Genomic DNA, 16,430 nt, shown 5'->3' on the forward strand with positions numbered 1-16,430 from the left:
ACCGACATTCTCCCCATGAGCAAGAAATTTGACGCCGGGGTCAAGGAGTACAGGGATACCTACTGGACTCCCGACTACGTCCCCCTCGACACCGACCTGCTGGCCTGCTTCAAGGTCACCGGCCAGGAAGGTGTTCCCCGCGAGGAAGTGGCAGCCGCCGTGGCCGCCGAGTCTTCCACAGGCACCTGGTCGGCGGTCTGGTCTGAACTTCTCACCGACCTCGACTTCTACAAGGGCCGTTGCTACCGGATTGAAGACGTTCCCGGTGACAAGGAGTCGTTCTACGCCTTCATCGCCTACCCGCTCGATCTGTTCGAGGAAGGTTCGATCACCAACGTGCTCACCTCCCTGGTGGGCAACGTGTTCGGCTTCAAGGCCCTGCGCCACCTCCGTCTGGAAGACATCCGCTTCCCGATGGCCTTCATCAAGACCTGCCCAGGCCCGCCGAACGGCATCTGCGTCGAGCGCGACCGGATGAACAAGTACGGCCGTCCGCTGCTTGGTTGCACGATCAAGCCGAAACTCGGCCTCTCCGGCAAGAACTACGGCCGGGTGGTGTACGAATGCCTCCGCGGTGGTCTCGATTTCACCAAGGACGACGAAAACATCAACTCCCAGCCCTTCCAGCGCTGGCAGAACCGCTTCGAGTTCGTGGCCGAAGCCGTCCAGCTGGCCCAGGAGGAAACCGGCGAGAAGAAGGGGCACTACCTCAACTGCACCGCCGCCACCCCCGAAGAGATGTACGAGCGGGCCGAGTTCGCCAAGGAACTGGGTCAGCCGATCATCATGCACGACTACATCACCGGAGGCTTCACGGCCAACACCGGTCTGTCGAAGTGGTGCCGCAAGAACGGCATGTTGCTGCACATTCACCGTGCGATGCACGCAGTGATCGACCGTCACCCCAAGCACGGCATCCACTTCCGGGTGCTGGCCAAGTGCCTGCGCCTCTCCGGTGGCGACCAGCTGCACACAGGCACGGTGGTGGGCAAGCTCGAAGGTGATCGTCAGACCACCCTGGGCTTCATCGACCAACTGCGTGAGTCGTTCATCCCCGAAGACCGCAGCCGCGGCAACTTCTTCGACCAGGACTGGGGTTCGATGCCCGGCGTCTTCGCCGTGGCCTCCGGCGGCATCCACGTGTGGCACATGCCCGCGCTGGTGGCGATCTTCGGCGACGACTCGGTGCTGCAGTTCGGTGGTGGCACCCATGGTCACCCCTGGGGTTCCGCCGCTGGCGCCGCTGCCAACCGCGTGGCCCTCGAAGCCTGTGTCAAGGCCCGTAACGCCGGACGTGAGATCGAGAAGGAAAGCCGCGACATCCTGCTCGAAGCTGCCAAGCACAGTCCCGAACTGGCAATCGCTCTCGAAACCTGGAAAGAGATCAAGTTCGAATTCGACACCGTCGACAAGCTCGACGTCAATTGATCCGTTCCCTTATCCCCTCCACTTAACCAAGGATCCCCATGCCCTTCATGAGCACCGTGGGTGACTACCAAACAGTCGCCACCCTGGAGACATTCGGCTTTCTGCCTCCCTTCTCCCAGGACGAGATCTACGACCAGATCGCTTACATCATTGCCCAGGGCTGGAGTCCCCTGGTCGAACACGTTCACCCCAGCCGCTCGATGGCGACCTACTGGTCGTTCTGGAAGCTGCCCTTCTTCGGCGAAAAGGATCTCGGCGTGATCGTCAGTGAACTCGAGGCCTGCCACCGGGCCTATCCGGATCACCATGTGCGCCTGGTCGGCTACGACGCCTACACCCAGAGCCAGGGTTCCTGCTTCGTCGTGTTCGAAGCACGCTGAAGGGTTTCGGTCCCGGCTCAAGCCGGGACCTCACCCCTTTTCCGAATTGTTCAGGCCACTTAACTCACCGGGCGGATATGGCAACTCAATCCAGTCGCGAAGCGGCTCTAGCGCGCCGCTTGGCCCTCTCCACTGCGGGAAAAGCGGCTGAAAAACGCTATTCCACCAGTATTGATCGGGTGCGCAGCGCAGCTGAAGCGCGGCCGATCCACTCCGCCACTCCTGTGAGCGTGGCTCCGACCCCCGCACCGACATCGCGTTCGTCACGGCCGGACCTGTCCTACCAACCATCCAGCCAACCCCGCTCGAGAACGGCGATCTCCAATCCCAGCCGCGATCTCGTTCTGGCTCGCCGTGAGGCCCTCAGCAAACGGGGCAAGCGAGCTGACACCAGCAAGGATCGCACCCGCACCGCGCCAGAACAGGCCCAGGCGAGCACCCCCCCCCCTGCTGCCGCCGCCACGGTTTCCGAACCGGTTCGTTCAGCAAAGCCCCTTTTTCAGGAAAGTGGCCATCGGCATTCAGCCTCGGGCGCCAACGGTGGCCATCGCCAGGCCCCGAAGCGAGCTGCCCAGCACAACCCCAGCCGTGCCGTCGTGCTGGCGCGCCGCGAAGCCCAGTCGAAACATGGCAAGTCGGCAGCCAGGAACGGCTCAACCGGAACCGCCGCCGTCGTGCGTCAGTCGAACCCGGATATCAGCAGCCGTGACCTGTCCCACCGCATCCGTGATCTGAAGAGCAAGACCGGAGCCGCCGCCGTCGGGGGCAACAACGGAGTCACCCGGCCCACCGGCCCGCGTCGTGGCATCAACAAAGTGGCCGCCGCCCAGGACGCCAGCTGGAAAGTGGGGGTCGGGGAGACCAGCCGTGGCCAGTTGGTGACGGGTACCCAGGCCAACCGTTCGCTGAAGACCACCGGCAACGAGGCAAGCACCTGTCGGCCGATCACCGGAACGGAGTACATGGGTGCCGACATCTTCCGGGCCTTCTGCCAGAGCGAACCCCAGCCCCTGCAACCCGCCAAGGTGGCCGTCACGGCCACCAGCCACGGCAACCGGGTCACCGGCAACGAAGTCGGCCGGTCCGAAAAGGTCACAGGAGATGAGCCGGGAACCTGCAAGATCGTCACCGGCACTGAATACCTTTCCGCCAACCAGTCAGCGGCCTACTGCGGCGGCACCAGTCCCGCCCCCCGCAAGGTGGGCATCGGCCAGACCCTGGCCGGCCGGCCGGTCTCCGGTGTGATGGTTGGTCGCTCCGAAAAGGTCACCGGCGATGAACACGGGGCCGGGCTTCGCACCACCGGAACCCAGTACGTCGGCGCCGATTCCACAGCCACACCAGGGCAGGCCCCGGCCAAGGTCGGTGCCGTCCACACCCTGCGTGGCACGGGCATCACCGGCACCCTCGTCGGGCGCAGCGAAAAGGTCACCGGGAATGAGCCAGGCACCTGCAAGCGCGTCACCGGTGACGAATACATCGGCAGTCAGCAGTTCGACGCCTTCTGCGGCACCCGTCCGGAAGCCGAAGCCCCCAAGGTGGGCTTCAGCCTCACCAACAAGCAACTGGTGGTCTCCGGCACCAGCACAGGGCGCTCCTCCAAGGTCACAGGCGATGAACCCGGCACCTGCAAAGCGGTGACAGGCACCCCCTATGCGGGCCTGGAACAGGCCGGCGAATGGTGCGCACCAACGGCGGTTCAAACCATCCGTCAGCGCACACCGATGGGGATGGGAACCCCCGGCCCCCGCCTCAGCGGCATCCAACCCGGAATCGGCGGTGTGATGACCGGCGCCGGCAAAGGAGCCTGTGAACCACTCACCGGCACCCCCTACGTGGGCGTGGAACAGTTCAACGAAGCCTGTGGTGCCGCTGAAGGCCACGAGGCCGATTTCCCCCAATCCCTCGATCTTCAACCCTGGCAGCAGTTCAGCGTCCAGTCGCCGGCCCGGGCCGCTCAGCAACAGCCTGAACGCCATGGCGCGGTCACGGGGACCCGCTACGAAACCAGTGCCAGGATCACCGGCCCTTTTGACCTCGCCGGTGACAAAGTCACCGGCACCGAACAGTTCCGCTTCGATCGTCGGCCAGCCCAGCTCGCCGGAGCTGCACTGAACCTGCCCCCCAAGGCTCCCGTCAGCGTTGACGAGGACAATCGGCCAGCCTCACGGGTGACCGGAGAAGGAATCTCGGCCGGTCTCCACATCACTGGAGACGACTGGGACCGGGGCAAACGGGTCACCGGAACCGAAGGGGTGTCGGCCCGACGCCGCAATCCCACCCGCACCGGTCCGATGCCTGCCATGGCCAGGGTTCAGCCGAAGCGCAATGAAGAGGTGACGAAACCGATCAGCCGGGTGACCGGCTCAAGCGGCAACACCGAGCACGGATCCCTGATCACGGTTTCCGGCGGCGCCCGAGGTTGATGGAATCGCTTCCCTTCTCCCCCCTCACCTGACCTTGCCAATCCCGCGACGCCAACCCCCCGGCCAGAAGTCCCTGGCACCAACAGCGCCGCGACGCCGCCCTGATCCAGGTCAGGTCCCGCTGGCCGCCCCCAGCCGGGCACGGTCAAGCCACAGCTGGAAGCCGATCGCCACAGGCCCCGTCCATCCACTCTGCGACCGGGCCGGCAACGAGCGGCTGCATGCCTACGAAAGCGCCGTCAAGGGATCCTTTGATCGGATCGTTCCGGTTCTGAAGCATCTCTCGGCTCTGCAGCACGATCCCCATTTCGTCGAGCTGGCCCAGCGGCATGCCAGAGCCGAGCTCGGATTTGCACTTCCCCTGGCGATCCTGGAGAAGGCCTGGGTCAGTCAGCTGGACATGCGCAGCCTGTTCGCCTGGTGCGTGTTCGAAACCTACGGACAGGTGAGCGAATCCTTCTTCCGCGACGATCCCCTCGATTGTCGCGACGGCACTCCGGCTGCCGAGGCGTTCAATGCCTTCCTGCTCGAGTGTGGCTTTCATCTTCTCGATGTGACCCCCTGCGCCGATGGACGGCTGGCGCACACGATCAGCTATGCCCTTCGCCTGCCGTTCAGCTCGGTGCGTCGCAGGCCCCATGCCGGCGCCATGTTCGACGTGGAAGACACCGTGGACCGCTGGGTGAAGACCGAGCACCTGCGCTACCGGGAAGGCCGTCCCAATCCGGCCCATGCCCCCACCCGCTACCTCAAGGTGGTGGTTTATCACTTCAGTTCCGTCGACCCCAGCCATGAGGGCTGTGCCGCCCACCACTCCAATGACGCCGCCGCCGCCAGCCAGGGCCTGTCAAGGCTGATGGACTTCCAGCAGGCGGTGGAGAACAGCTTCTGCTGCGGGGCTTCCGTCGATCTGCTCTTGATCGGGCTGGACACCGATACCGACGCGATCAGGGTGCATGTGCCATCCAGGGATGGCGCCACCGATCTGCACAGCTGGCTCGATGCCCGTGAGGCCCATGCCACCACCCTTGAGCTTGATCCTGCCGCCGCCCGCGAAAAGCTGCACAGCCTGGTGACAGCCGCCGCCGCGGGCGAGCCTGACGAAGGCATGGTGAGCCTGATCACCCGGCTGGTTGAGCACAACCTCTCCCAGATCGACTACGTGCGGAGCTTCCATGGCGGGGCCTATGCCGATGCCGGCCATGCCGAGCGATTCATCGGTGTGGGGATCGGCTTCAAGGAGATTCATCTGCGCAACCTCACCTATTTCGCCCATCTCGACACCGTTGAAGAAGGCGCGGCCGATCTCGATGTCGGTGTGAAGATCTTCACCGGGTTGAACGTTTCCAGGGGCTTACCGGTTCCTGTGGTGGTGCGCTTCGATTATCACGGCAGTGTGCCCGGGGCCAGGGAACGGGCCCTGCTGCATGGCCAGCGGGCTGAAGCCGCAATCCGCAATCGCTACAGCGATCTTTGTCGCGAAGGCCTGCTCCACACGCTCCTGACCGTGCGGGACCGCGACCAGCACGCTCCTGCCGAGGCCGTAGGGTCATCGATCAACCTCGAAACGGCGGGGGGGCATTGAAATGTTGATCTGCAAGGTCGTCAAACCACTCGTTTCCACCAACCGGATTCCAGGTTTCGAGCACAAGCACCTCCAGGTGGTGCTCGACGGCAGCTCCCAGAAAGTGGCTGTCGACGCCGTCGGCTGCATTCCCGGCGACTGGGTGATCTGCGTGGGAAGCTCCGCCGCCCGGGAAGCCGCCGGCAGCAAGTCCTACCCAAGCGATCTCACGATCGTGGGGATCATCGACCACTGGGATCCTGACAGCGGCAACGCCCCAGGGGGATCAGCCTGATGGAGATCATGCAGGTGACCGGATCACTGATCTGCAGCCAACGGGTCGATGGTCTGCGCCATTGCAACCTTCGGGTGCTGCGTTCCACCAAGGGCAAATTCAGCGTTGCCGTCGATCCCGTGGGTGCCTCACCAGGCAACTGGGTGTTCACCGCCAGTGGCTCGGCGGCTCGCTTCGCCTCCGGCGATCCCGATCTGCAGACCGACCTGACGATCGGTGGGATCATTGATTTCTGGGATCCAGATGGCTGAGTCCCAGTGGCCACCCGCCCTTCCCCCGCAGCCCCCACGACCTGACCACGTCCATCGACTTCCGCCATGGCCACCCCCACCCCCGACAACCCTCATCCCGTCGCACCACCGCCAGTCGGGGCGTGAGCAGCCCGTCAGCCAAAGCCCTGCCAGCGGCGGCAGGGGCGGCGACCCCTGAGCCCCAGACACCCCCTGTTTCAGCGCCAGCCGTTTCGGAGGGCACCAAGCCCCCGCGCCACCGGCACCAACACCCACCCACCCCCCATCGAGCACCGCCATGGCCCCTCTTCCACACGGCATTGCCCTCGGCATGATCGAAACCCGTGGGCTTGTCCCCGCCATCGAAGCGGCTGACGCCATGACCAAGGCAGCTGAAGTCACCCTCGTCTCCCGCGAATTCGTCGGTGGCGGCTACGTCACCGTGATGGTCCGCGGCGAAACCGGTGCCGTCAACGCCGCCGTCCGTGCCGGTGCCGACGCCTGCGAGCGGGTGGGCGATGGCCTGGTGGCAGCCCACATCATTGCCCGCCCCCATGTCGAGGTGGAACCTGTGCTCGTCCCCAGCGGCGCTGACCGGAGGAGCTGAGCGTGATCGGCGGCGTGCATCCGCGCGTGCTCGGCTACCTGGGCCGAGCCCTCAGCCTTGAGTACACCGCGGTTCAGCAATACATGACCCAGTCTTCACTCGTGGAGCTCTGGGGACTGGCTGACGCGGCCGAGCGGTTCCGGCAGGACACCGCCGAGGAGATGCGGCATGCCGAGCGGATCGTCATGCAGATGCTGCAGCTGGGTGTGGCTCCCGCCGCCTCCCAGCTGCGACCGGTGCGGGCCGCCTCCAGCCTGGTTCAGCTGCTGCGGCTGAACAGGGAACTGGAGGCGGATCTGATCCAGCATTACGCCGAAGCAGCCCGGTTCTGCACGATGATGCGGGATGAGGTCAACGGTTCCTTCTTTCGCCTTCTCTGGGAAGAAGAACTGCAGCATGGCAACGATCTCGAAATCTGGATCCAGGAACTCGATCGCAACGGTCCGGAAGGAGCAGCGCAGAGGGCCACCTTCTAGCCACAGTTTTGTGACGTTCTGATGGCGTACCCCAGACGCCTTTCCGTGTCTGGGGTACTCAACAGATCAGCATGGTTGCCTCGGCTCAGTTGTTGCCACCCTGCGGTGAAATCTGATCTTGGTGTCGTCGCTCCCCCTATCGGTTCAGCTGGCCTGGTTGATCCCGCTCTACGGCTTCGCAGGGGTGGGGATGTCCTTGCCATGGGCATGCGGCTGGATCCGCCGCACCGGGCCCAGGCCCGCCGCCTACCTGAATGTGCTCGTCACCCTGGTGGCCTTTCTGCACGGCACGGCGCTGCTCAATGCAGTGTTACAACACGGGGCCTATGAGATCAGTCTGGGCTGGTTTCAGGCCGCCGATCTGAAGCTGGAGCTGAGCTTCGATCTCTCCTTGACCAACCTGGCCTGCCTTGAGCTGGTCGCTGGGCTGAGCCTGCTGGCCCAGGTGTTCGCCCTCGGCTATCTCGACAAGGAATGGTCACTGGCCCGCTTCTTTGCCCTGGTGGGCTTCTTCGAGGCGGCGATGGCGGGGGTGGTGCTGAGCAGTTCCCTGTTTCTCACCTACTTTCTGCTGGAGATGCTCACCCTCTCCACCTACCTCCTGGTGGGATTCTGGTACGGCCAGCCCCTGGTGGTCACCGCTGCCAGAGACGCCTTCCTGACTAAGCGTGTCGGCGATGTGCTGCTGTTGATGGGGGTGGTCGCCCTCTCCGCCTTCGCCGGGGTGATGCGCTTCGAGGATCTCTACCGCTGGGTGCCCCAGGCCCAGCTTTCACCCCTGGCAGCCAACCTGCTGGGCCTGGCGCTGATCGCCGGACCGCTCGGCAAGTGCGCCCAATTCCCCATGCATCTCTGGCTCGATGAAGCGATGGAGGGACCCAATCCGGCTTCGATCCTGCGCAACTCCGTGGTGGTGACCTGTGGTGCCCTGGTGTTGCTGCGGCTGATGCCGATCCTGCAGCTCTCGCCGATCAGCCTGGACGTGCTGATCGTTCTGGGCTCGCTGACGGCGATCGGCGGGTCCCTGGCCGCCCTCGCCCAGGTCGATATCAAACGGGCCCTCTCCTACACAACCAGTGCGGCCATGGGGCTGGTGTTCATCGCCATCGCCGAGCAGCAGCCGGCCATCGCCCTGCTGCTGCTGTTTGCCCACGCCGTTGCCAAGGCCCTGTTGTTCATGAGCGTGGGGAGCGTGATCGCCACCACCAATTGCCAGGATCTCAGTGAACTGGGCGGCCTGGCCCGCTGCATGCCCGCCACCACCGTGGCCTTCCTGGTGGGGGCAGCCGGCAGCACCGCCCTGGCGCCACTCGGCTGCTTCTGGGCCTACGGACTCGACGTGGAGGCCCTGGCCCGCAGCTCACCCGCCCTGGCCATGGTGGTGCTGCTCGCCAACACACTCACGCTGATCAACTTCAGTCGGGTGTTTCGCTGTGTCTTCCTCGGGCCCCGGCAGACCAAGACACGGCGGGCTCCCGAAGTGAACTGGCAGATGGCCCTGCCGATGGTGAGCCTCACCGTGCTGGTTCTGCTCACTCCCTTGATCATGGTGAAAATCGATCCTGTTCCCGGGCTGGCTTCGTTCCCGCCCCAGGTGGCATGGGCGTTGGTGGCCAGCGGGGCCACGGGCCTGATCCTGGGGGGGACGGTGCCGCTCTACAAAGGATGGTCACGCTCGACCCTGAAGCCCCTGCGCCAACTGCAGGATCTGCTCGCCTTCGACTTCTACACCGAAAGGATCTACCGGCGCACGGTGGTGGCTCTGGTTGCGACGCTCGCCCGGCTGGCCGCCTGGTTTGATCGGCAGGTGGTGAATGGTCTGGTCGAGCAGCTCGCCTCGCTGTCAATGGCGAGCGCCGCTGGGCTCAAGCTCACTGTCGGCGGCCAGATGCAGACCTACGTGCTCACGGCGATGGCCTCCATCGTGGTGCTGCTTGGCTCGCTCAGCTGGGTGATGCGATGAGGGTGATGGAACCGTGCTGAGCGGCCTGCTGCTGATCCCCCTGCTGGGTGCCCTGATCCTGGCGATCTGGCCCGGCGATCCGGCGCCGGAGCGAATCCGGCGCAGCGGCGCCGCCGTGCTTGCCCTGCAGCTGCTCTGGTCCATTCGGGTGCTGGTGAGCTTCGATCCCAGCGCTGGCGGCATGCAGCTGGAGGAAGCCGTTCCCTGGCTCGGCAGCCTCGGGCTGCACTACCGGCTCGGGATCGATGGACTTTCCCTGCCCTTGGTGCTGATCAACGGAGCGTTGTGCCTGGTGGCTGTTCTGGCCACGGAGGCCGGGATCCTGAGGCCGCGGCTCTTCTTCTCACTGATCCTGTTGATCAGCGGCGCCGTCAATGGTGCCTTCCTGGCCCAGAACCTGCTGCTGTTCTTCCTGTTCTATGAACTGGAACTCGTGCCGCTCTGGCTGTTGATCGCGATCTGGGGCGGCAACGGCAGGGCGAGGGCCGCCACGAAGTTTCTGCTGTTCACCGCCGTCTCCGGAGGGCTGATCCTGGCCGGGTTCCTCGGCCTGACGCTGGCGACCGGCAGCGCCGATTTCAGTCTGCGAGCCATCAGCAGCGACGATCTCGGCCTGGGCGTCCAGCTGGCCCTGCTCGGGGCACTGCTGGTGGGCTTCGCCATCAAGATTCCCCTTTTTCCCTTCCACACCTGGCTGCCCGATGCCCACACCGAGGCTTCAACCCCGGTTTCGGTGCTGCTGGCCGGGGTGCTGCTCAAACTGGGCACCTACGGCCTGCTGCGCTTCTGCTTCGGCCTGCTTCCTGAGGCCTGGGCCCTTTGCGCCCCCTGGCTGGCGGGCTGGGCAGCGGTGTCGGTGCTGTTCGGCTCCCTGGCGGCGATCCAGCAGCAGGACATGAAACGAATGGTGGCGTACAGCTCCGTAGGCCACATGGGCTATGTGCTGCTGGCTGCGGCGGCGGCCACACCGGTGAGCCTGCTCGGGGCGGAGTTCCAGATGATCAGCCATGGCCTGATTTCAGCGTTGTTGTTCCTGCTGGTGGGAGCTGTCTACAAGGTCACCGGCAGCCGCGACCTCCGCGAGCTGCGCGGGCTGCTCAATCCCGAGCGGGGTCTGCCGCTGGTGGGGTCGCTGATGATCATCGGGGTGATGGCCAGCGCCGGGATCCCTGGGATGTCGGGGTTCATGGCCGAGTTTCTCGTCTTCCGGGGCAGCCTGATCGCTTTCCCGTGGCAGACCCTGCTCTGCATGGTCGGCTCCGGTCTCACAGCCGTCTACTTCCTGCTGCTGGTCAACCGTGCCTTCTTCGGTCGGCTGGGGGCCACCGTGCAGCTGGCGGCGATTCCGCTGCAGCGACATCTGCCCGCCCTCGCGCTGACGGTGGCGATCCTGGCGATCGGCCTGTTCCCCCAGGGTCTTGGTCTGCTGAGCGAGACCACCAGCACCGCGATGGCAGAGCCGAGCGGGGTGCTGCGATGAGCCCGCCCAGCGCCGAGCAGCTGATGGCCAGGCTTCTCAGCGGCCAACCCCTGCTGGAGGAATCGGCCGATCACCTGCTGGAGGTGGTGGGGGTGCTCGAAAGCTATGGCGAGGTGCTGGATGCCTACAGCATCAACCTCAACCATCAGGCCCAACGGGAGTTCCTCAACCCGCTGCCGATCTGGCGATTCTTCGATGGGGCGCTGAGCGCCGGGCGGCTCTGGCGCCACCTGATCCACGACCGACTCAACTACGAGTACGCCGAGTATTGCCAGCGGATGATGCTCTGGCATGGCACCGGCGGCCTCGACACCTATCTCGACAGCAACCCCTTCGCCGCCGACTGCCGCCTGGTGATCGCCCATCGCCGCCGCAGAGACCCCCTGCTGAATCTGCTGGATCGCTTCTTTCCGGACTTTCTGCCGGAGCAGATCCGCTCCGCCGCCACCGCCAGTGCCCTGGGACAGTTCTGGCGGGTGATGAGTGATCTGTTCCGCGAGCTCCGAGTCGCCCATCGCCATGGAAGGGTGGACTCGATCACGGCGGTGGTCGCCTTTCTGCGCGATGGCCTGGTGGCGGCGGCCGGCCAGCCGATCCACTATCGCGTGGAGCTCGACGGGAAAGGCTTCGACATCCTGCCGGCCGAAGCAGGGCTGACCTTCCTCGCCGATGTGGCCGTTCCCTACGTGGAGGCGGTGTTCCTGCGGGGCACCCCTTTCCTGGGCACGGTGTCTTTCAACGCCCAGGCCCAGCAGATCCCGATCGACCAGGGCCGTTTCCAGTACGGCGCCCTGTTCGCCGATCCCCTGCCCACCATGGGCGCCGGCATTCCCCCCAGCCTGCTGATGCAGGACATGAGCCGCCATCTTCCGGCCGATCTCGAAGCGCTCTACGCGAGCCGGGGCCGGGGCAGAGGTGATCTGCGGGTCAAGATCTGCACCAGCTTCCAGAAGGCGATGTTCTGTGTCACCAATGCCGCGATCGCCGGCACCTTTCCCCATCCGCTCCGGGGCGCCGGGGCGGCGGAGCAGGGACTCAACCATGCCCATGCCGAGGCCTGGGTGAAGCGGCTGCTCCAGGCGCAGATCGGCTGTCTGCCGGCGGCTGGGCCAGTGCTGGCCTCAGTTTCGCCTGGGCTAAGTTGCAGGGATGGATCAGCCCTGGACCAAACGGCAGCGCCCTGAACGCCTGGAGCGGCGTATCGAGTTCGACGACTACGAAACCACCCGCCTGTTTCTGGAGCAGCTCAACGAGCTCGCCGAGCAGCGCCAGTGCTACCCGGACATCAGCTTCGGGCGCACCTACGTGAACCTCACCCTGCGGGCCGAGCCCGACCAGAGCCCGGTGGGCGAGCCGGAGCTCGCCTTCGCCGCCGCCATCGACGCCCTCGTGCCCTGATGGAGCAGGCGCCGGTCGATGACGACACGCCGGTCGATCTGCGGGCCGCCTATGACAGCACCGGTGTGGATGAGGTGCTTGTTCAGCTCGATCGCGAGCTGATCGGCCTGAAACCGGTGAAAACGAGAATCCGTGAGATCGCCGCGCTGCTGGTGGTGGAACGGGCGCGCAAGCAGGTGGGCCTGGCCACCGGTGCCCCCAGCCTGCACATGTCCTTCACCGGCCATCCCGGCACCGGAAAAACCACAGTGGCTGAACGGATCTCCGACATCCTTCACCGGCTCGGCTATGTGCGCAAGGGTCATCTGGTCACCGCCACCCGCGACGACCTGGTGGGCCAGTACATCGGCCACACCGCCCCGAAAACAAGGGAAATGCTCAAGCGTGCCATGGGTGGCGTGCTGTTCATCGACGAGGCGTACTACCTCTACCGGCCTGAAAACGAACGCGACTATGGCGCCGAAGCGATCGAGATCCTGCTTCAGGTGATGGAGAACAATCGCGATGATCTGGTGGTGATCTTCGCGGGTTACAAGGATCGGATGGATGTGTTCTACCAATCCAACCCCGGCCTCTCCTCGCGGGTGGCCAACCACATCGATTTTCCCGATTACACCGCCGAGGAGCTGCTGGCGATTGCCAAGCTGATCATGGCAGCCGAGAGCTACCGGTTCAGTGAGGAGGGCAGCGCCGCCTTCTCCGACTACATCCAACGGCGCATGCAGCTCCCCTTCTTCGCCAACGCCCGCTCGATCCGCAACGCCATCGACCGGGCACGGATGCGTCAGGCCAACCGGCTCTTCAAACACCTGGGCCCAGGCCTGACCAAACGGGATCTGATCACGATCGAAGCCTCCGACATCACCGCCAGCCGCGTGTTTCAGGGCGAGGTGGAAGGGCTCGACCCCAGCCTGCCGCTGACCTGAACCCCTGCGAGCTGGCTGGACGATTCAGCGGCGACGGCGGCTATCGATCTGCAGGAGATCCCGAACCTGCTGGAGCTGGCGGGCCAGGCTCGGATCGATCGCCAGTTTCTTCTCGATCTGCTCCACCGCATACATCACGGTGCTGTGATCCTTGCCGCCGAACACATCGCCGATGCGGGGCAGGCTCAGGTCGGTGCTCTGACGCATCAGATACATGCCCACCTGGCGGGCCTGGCTCACGGCCCGCTTGCGGCTGCTGCTGCGCATCTCCTCCACGCCGATACCGAACACCTCCGCCACCTTCTCCACCACCTGCTGCGGCGTCACCACCACCTCATTGCCCACCGGATCGAGCATCGGCGCCACCGATTCCACCGTCATCGGCAGGCCGGTGATCGAGGCGAAGGCCACCGCCCGGGTGAGCGCCCCCTCCAGCTCCCGGATGTTGGAGGTGAAGCGGCCCGCCAGATACTGGATCAGGTCGCGGGGGAGCGTCATGCGTTCCTGCTCGGCCTTCTTGTGCAGGATCGCCATGCGGGTTTCCAGATCGGGGGTCTGGATGTCGGCGATCAGGCCCATCGAGAAGCGCGAGATCAACCGTTCCTGCAGGCGGGGGATCTGGCTGGGCGGGCGGTCGCTGGCAATCACGATCTGGCGACCCGCTTCGTGCAGGGCGTTGAAGGTGTGGAAGAACTCCTCCTGGGTGTACTCCTTGCCTTCGATGAACTGGATGTCGTCGACGAGGATCAGATCGGCGGCGCGGTAACGGTCGCGGAACTTCTGCATGCCGTCCTTGCGGATCGCCTGGATCAGGTCGTTGGTGAACGACTCGGTGGACACGTAGAACACGCGCGCCTCCGGGTCGATCTCGACGCGGTAGTGGCCGATCGCCTGCATCAGGTGGGTCTTGCCCAGGCCAACGCCACCACAGAGAAACAGGGGGTTGAACTCGCGGCCGGGCGCTTCGGCCACCGCCAGCGAGGCGGCATGGGCCATGCGGCTGTTGGGCCCCACCACGAAGCGGTTGAACACGTAGCGGGGGTTGAGGCCCGGGGCGGGGCGGCGGGGCGTTTCGCCGCGCGGAGGGGGATGGGGGCTGAATCGGCTGCGCCCCCGATGCAGCGACGACTTCCAGACCAGGGTCGTTCGGTACTCCCGAAGCCGTCTCCACATCCACCCGCACGGAGTGCCCAGCCAGCTCCGAGGCCACCGCCTCGATCGTGCTGAGGTAGTTCTTGCGCAGCCAGCCGCTCGCGAAGCTGTTCGGGGCCTCCAGGCGCAGCCTTCCATCGGAGAAGCCGGCACAGCGGGCCGGCCGGATCCAGGTTTCGAAGGTGGGCTTGCTCAGATTGGCCTGGAGTGCCTCTTGAACCCGGTGCCACAGCTCCTGACCCTGCTGCACCTCCGCCTCGTCCCACAGTGGCCGAATATAGGCAGATCCCCAGCCTCCGACCTGTGCCCGGCAAGCGGCCTTCGGCCTGGACCACCTCCCCTCTCCATGACCTCTGATCGGCGTCCTTGCCCGGTGGCCCTTCTGCCCAGCCTGATCGCTGCCTGTTCCGCCGGCCTCCTGCTGGGAGGCTGCACCCTGGGTGTGCCGAACCTGCTGAAGCAGAAGAGTGAGCCGGTCGCCGCTCCGAAGGTGAGCGACGCCCCCGCCGCCATCCCCCTCCAGGCCGGCAATCGCTTCATCGTCGACGCCGTCGACAAGGTCGGACCGGCGGTGGTGCGGATCGACACGGTCAAGCGGGTGATCAATCCACTGGGCGGCCTGTTCGGCAGCGCTCCCGCCGTTCAGCAGCAGCAGGGGCAGGGCTCCGGCTTCATCACCCGCTCCGACGGGGTGATCATCACCAATGCCCACGTGGTGGAGGGAACCAACGAGGTGTCGGTCACCCTGCCGGACGGCCGCAGCTTCAACGGCAAGGTGCTCGGCGGGGATCCGCTCACCGACATCGCCGTGGTCAAGGTGGTGGCCCAGGGGCTGCCGGTGGCCCCCCTGGGTGACTCCACCAAGGTGCGGCCGGGAGAGTGGGCGATCGCGATCGGCAACCCGCTGGGCCTCGACAACACGGTGACGGCGGGAATCATCAGCGCGATCCAGCGCACCAACGCGATCGGGGAAGGGCAGCGGGTGCCTTACATCCAGACCGATGCCGCCGTCAATCCGGGCAACAGCGGCGGGCCACTGATCAACGACAGTGCCCAGGTGATCGGCGTCAACACGGCGATTCGGCAGGCGCCAGGCGGTGGCCTGAGCTTTGCCATCCCGATCAACCTGGCCCGCCAGATCGCCGCCCAGATCCTCGAGAGCGGTCGGGCCTCCCATCCCTACATCGGCGTACGCCTGCAGGCCCTCACCCCTCAGCTGGCCAGGGAGATCAATGCCACCGCCGCCAAATGCCGCCTGCCTGAGATCAACGGCGTCGTGGTGGTCGACGTGCTGAAGGGCAGCCCCGCCGACCAGGGTGGGCTGCAGGCCTGTGATCTGATCGAGAAGGTGGGTGACAAGCGCGTGCAGAACCCCTCCGAAGTGCAGGTGGCGGTGGACGCCGGCAGGGTCGGCCAGGAGCTGACGGTGCAGGTGCGGCGGGGCGAGAAGGCGCTCAGCCTCACGGTTCGCCCCGCCGAGCTGCGCCGCAACAGTTGAGCCGCTTCAGCCAGCCGATCTGAGCCGAGCTGATCTGATCAGGACCAGACCAGACAAAATCGGACCTGACCTGACCTGACCAGGATCAGGATCAGGATCAGGATCAGGATCAGGGTGAATACCAGAAGGCGCAGCGGCGTTGGCGGGGCTCCAGCTCCCAGCCCTGCAGTTCGTAGAAGCCAACCACATCCGGATCAGCGAACAGGCTCACCCGCTCCACCTCCATCCGCCGCAGCCGCTCGAGCACATAGGCCATCAGCTGACGACCCAGGCCGGCCCCCTGGTAGGTGGGGTGGACGGCCACGTCCCAGACGGTGGCCTCCAGCACGCCATCGCCGGTGCAGCGGGCAAAGCCCACCAGCTTGGGGAGGCGGGGATCGTGCCGCCACAGACCGACCCGCAGCAGGCTGTGCTCCAGCGCCTTGCGCACCCGCCGCAGCGGCCGGCGACTCCAGCCGACCGCATCGCAGAGACGCTCCAGCTCAAGCAGATCGATTTCCCTGTCAAAGCTCAGCACCAGCTGGAGGCGGGGATTGGCGCTCGGGCAGATCCGGTGATCGGCGCCATAGAGGCTGGAGAGGTGAGCAGTGAAATCCAAATCCAGTGG

At 65.4% G+C, this 16,430-nt stretch carries 15 protein-coding genes and 2 pseudogenes; 14 read left to right on the plus strand and 3 right to left on the minus strand.

The features are described from left to right. Nucleotides 1-15: 15 nt before the first annotated feature. The 13 genes and pseudogenes from ACXMDY_RS05115 to cbbX all read left to right on the plus strand — a co-directional run bounded on the left by ACXMDY_RS05115 (nt 16) and on the right by cbbX (nt 13,173). Complete coding sequence (locus ACXMDY_RS05115; RefSeq protein WP_259701262.1) at nt 16-1,428, plus strand: form I ribulose bisphosphate carboxylase large subunit; 1,413 nt, start codon at nt 16-18, stop codon at nt 1,426-1,428. 38 nt (nt 1,429-1,466) lie between these two features. Continuing rightward, nucleotides 1,467-1,808, plus strand: coding sequence for a ribulose bisphosphate carboxylase small subunit (locus ACXMDY_RS05120; RefSeq protein WP_071801781.1), 342 nt, complete (start codon nt 1,467-1,469; stop codon nt 1,806-1,808). 77 nt (nt 1,809-1,885) lie between these two features. Next, nucleotides 1,886-4,234 carry a carboxysome assembly protein CsoS2 gene (gene csoS2, locus ACXMDY_RS05125; RefSeq protein ID WP_259701261.1) on the plus strand — a complete coding sequence of 783 codons (2,349 nt, stop codon included), beginning with the start codon at nt 1,886-1,888 and terminating at the stop codon, nt 4,232-4,234. Between the two features lie 40 nt (nt 4,235-4,274). Next, complete coding sequence (locus ACXMDY_RS05130) at nt 4,275-5,819, plus strand: carboxysome shell carbonic anhydrase (RefSeq protein WP_399241650.1); 1,545 nt, start codon at nt 4,275-4,277, stop codon at nt 5,817-5,819. 1 nt (nt 5,820) lies between these two features. Then, nucleotides 5,821-6,093: a carboxysome peptide A gene (locus ACXMDY_RS05135; protein WP_259701259.1), complete on the plus strand. Its 273-nt coding sequence runs from the start codon at nt 5,821-5,823 to the stop codon at nt 6,091-6,093. Continuing rightward, nucleotides 6,093-6,344 (plus strand): carboxysome peptide B, encoded by a 252-nt coding sequence (locus tag ACXMDY_RS05140; protein WP_259701258.1) that lies wholly within the window; start codon nt 6,093-6,095, stop codon nt 6,342-6,344. The genes ACXMDY_RS05135 and ACXMDY_RS05140 overlap by 1 nt, the downstream gene beginning before the upstream one ends. Before the next feature lie 292 nt (nt 6,345-6,636). After that, a pseudogene (locus ACXMDY_RS05145) lies at nt 6,637-6,930 on the plus strand (BMC domain-containing protein); the annotation flags it as partial. A gap of 14 nt (nt 6,931-6,944) precedes the next feature. After that, nucleotides 6,945-7,406, plus strand: coding sequence for a ferritin-like domain-containing protein (locus tag ACXMDY_RS05150; RefSeq protein ID WP_259701257.1), 462 nt, complete (start codon nt 6,945-6,947; stop codon nt 7,404-7,406). A gap of 118 nt (nt 7,407-7,524) precedes the next feature. After that, nucleotides 7,525-9,369, plus strand: coding sequence for an NAD(P)H-quinone oxidoreductase subunit F (locus tag ACXMDY_RS05155; protein WP_259701256.1), 1,845 nt, complete (start codon nt 7,525-7,527; stop codon nt 9,367-9,369). A 13-nt stretch (nt 9,370-9,382) separates the two neighbouring features. Next, nucleotides 9,383-10,849, plus strand: coding sequence for an NADH-quinone oxidoreductase subunit M (locus ACXMDY_RS05160; RefSeq protein WP_259701255.1), 1,467 nt, complete (start codon nt 9,383-9,385; stop codon nt 10,847-10,849). Continuing rightward, the gene (locus ACXMDY_RS05165; protein WP_259701254.1) at nt 10,846-12,033 is read left to right on the plus strand and encodes a CO2 hydration protein; all 1,188 of its coding nucleotides are present in this window, start codon (nt 10,846-10,848) and stop codon (nt 12,031-12,033) included. The genes ACXMDY_RS05160 and ACXMDY_RS05165 overlap by 4 nt, the downstream gene beginning before the upstream one ends. Continuing rightward, on the plus strand, nt 11,999-12,247 hold the full coding sequence (locus tag ACXMDY_RS05170; protein ID WP_259701253.1) for a 4a-hydroxytetrahydrobiopterin dehydratase: 249 nt from the start codon (nt 11,999-12,001) through the stop codon (nt 12,245-12,247). The genes ACXMDY_RS05165 and ACXMDY_RS05170 overlap by 35 nt, the downstream gene beginning before the upstream one ends. Continuing rightward, nucleotides 12,247-13,173: a CbbX protein gene (cbbX, locus tag ACXMDY_RS05175; protein ID WP_259701252.1), complete on the plus strand. Its 927-nt coding sequence runs from the start codon at nt 12,247-12,249 to the stop codon at nt 13,171-13,173. The genes ACXMDY_RS05170 and cbbX overlap by 1 nt, the downstream gene beginning before the upstream one ends. Before the next feature lie 24 nt (nt 13,174-13,197). Here the strand turns inward: cbbX and dnaA are convergent, their stop codons facing one another. Continuing rightward, on the minus strand, nt 13,198-14,346 hold the full coding sequence (gene dnaA, locus ACXMDY_RS05180; protein WP_457767413.1) for a chromosomal replication initiator protein DnaA: 1,149 nt from the start codon (nt 14,344-14,346) through the stop codon (nt 13,198-13,200). A gap of 88 nt (nt 14,347-14,434) precedes the next feature. Then, nucleotides 14,435-14,575, minus strand: a pseudogene (locus ACXMDY_RS05185) (DnaA N-terminal domain-containing protein); the annotation flags it as partial. A gap of 96 nt (nt 14,576-14,671) precedes the next feature. Between ACXMDY_RS05185 and ACXMDY_RS05190 the strand changes: the two are divergent. Further along, nucleotides 14,672-15,823 carry a trypsin-like peptidase domain-containing protein gene (locus tag ACXMDY_RS05190; RefSeq protein WP_399243693.1) on the plus strand — a complete coding sequence of 384 codons (1,152 nt, stop codon included), beginning with the start codon at nt 14,672-14,674 and terminating at the stop codon, nt 15,821-15,823. A 109-nt stretch (nt 15,824-15,932) separates the two neighbouring features. Here ACXMDY_RS05190 and ACXMDY_RS05195 read toward each other — a convergent pair whose 3' ends face one another. Then, on the minus strand, nt 15,933-16,421 hold the full coding sequence (locus tag ACXMDY_RS05195) for a GNAT family N-acetyltransferase (RefSeq protein ID WP_259701249.1): 489 nt from the start codon (nt 16,419-16,421) through the stop codon (nt 15,933-15,935). Between the last annotated feature and the right edge of the window lie 9 nt (nt 16,422-16,430).

The organism is Cyanobium sp. ULC082, from assembly GCF_977927535.1.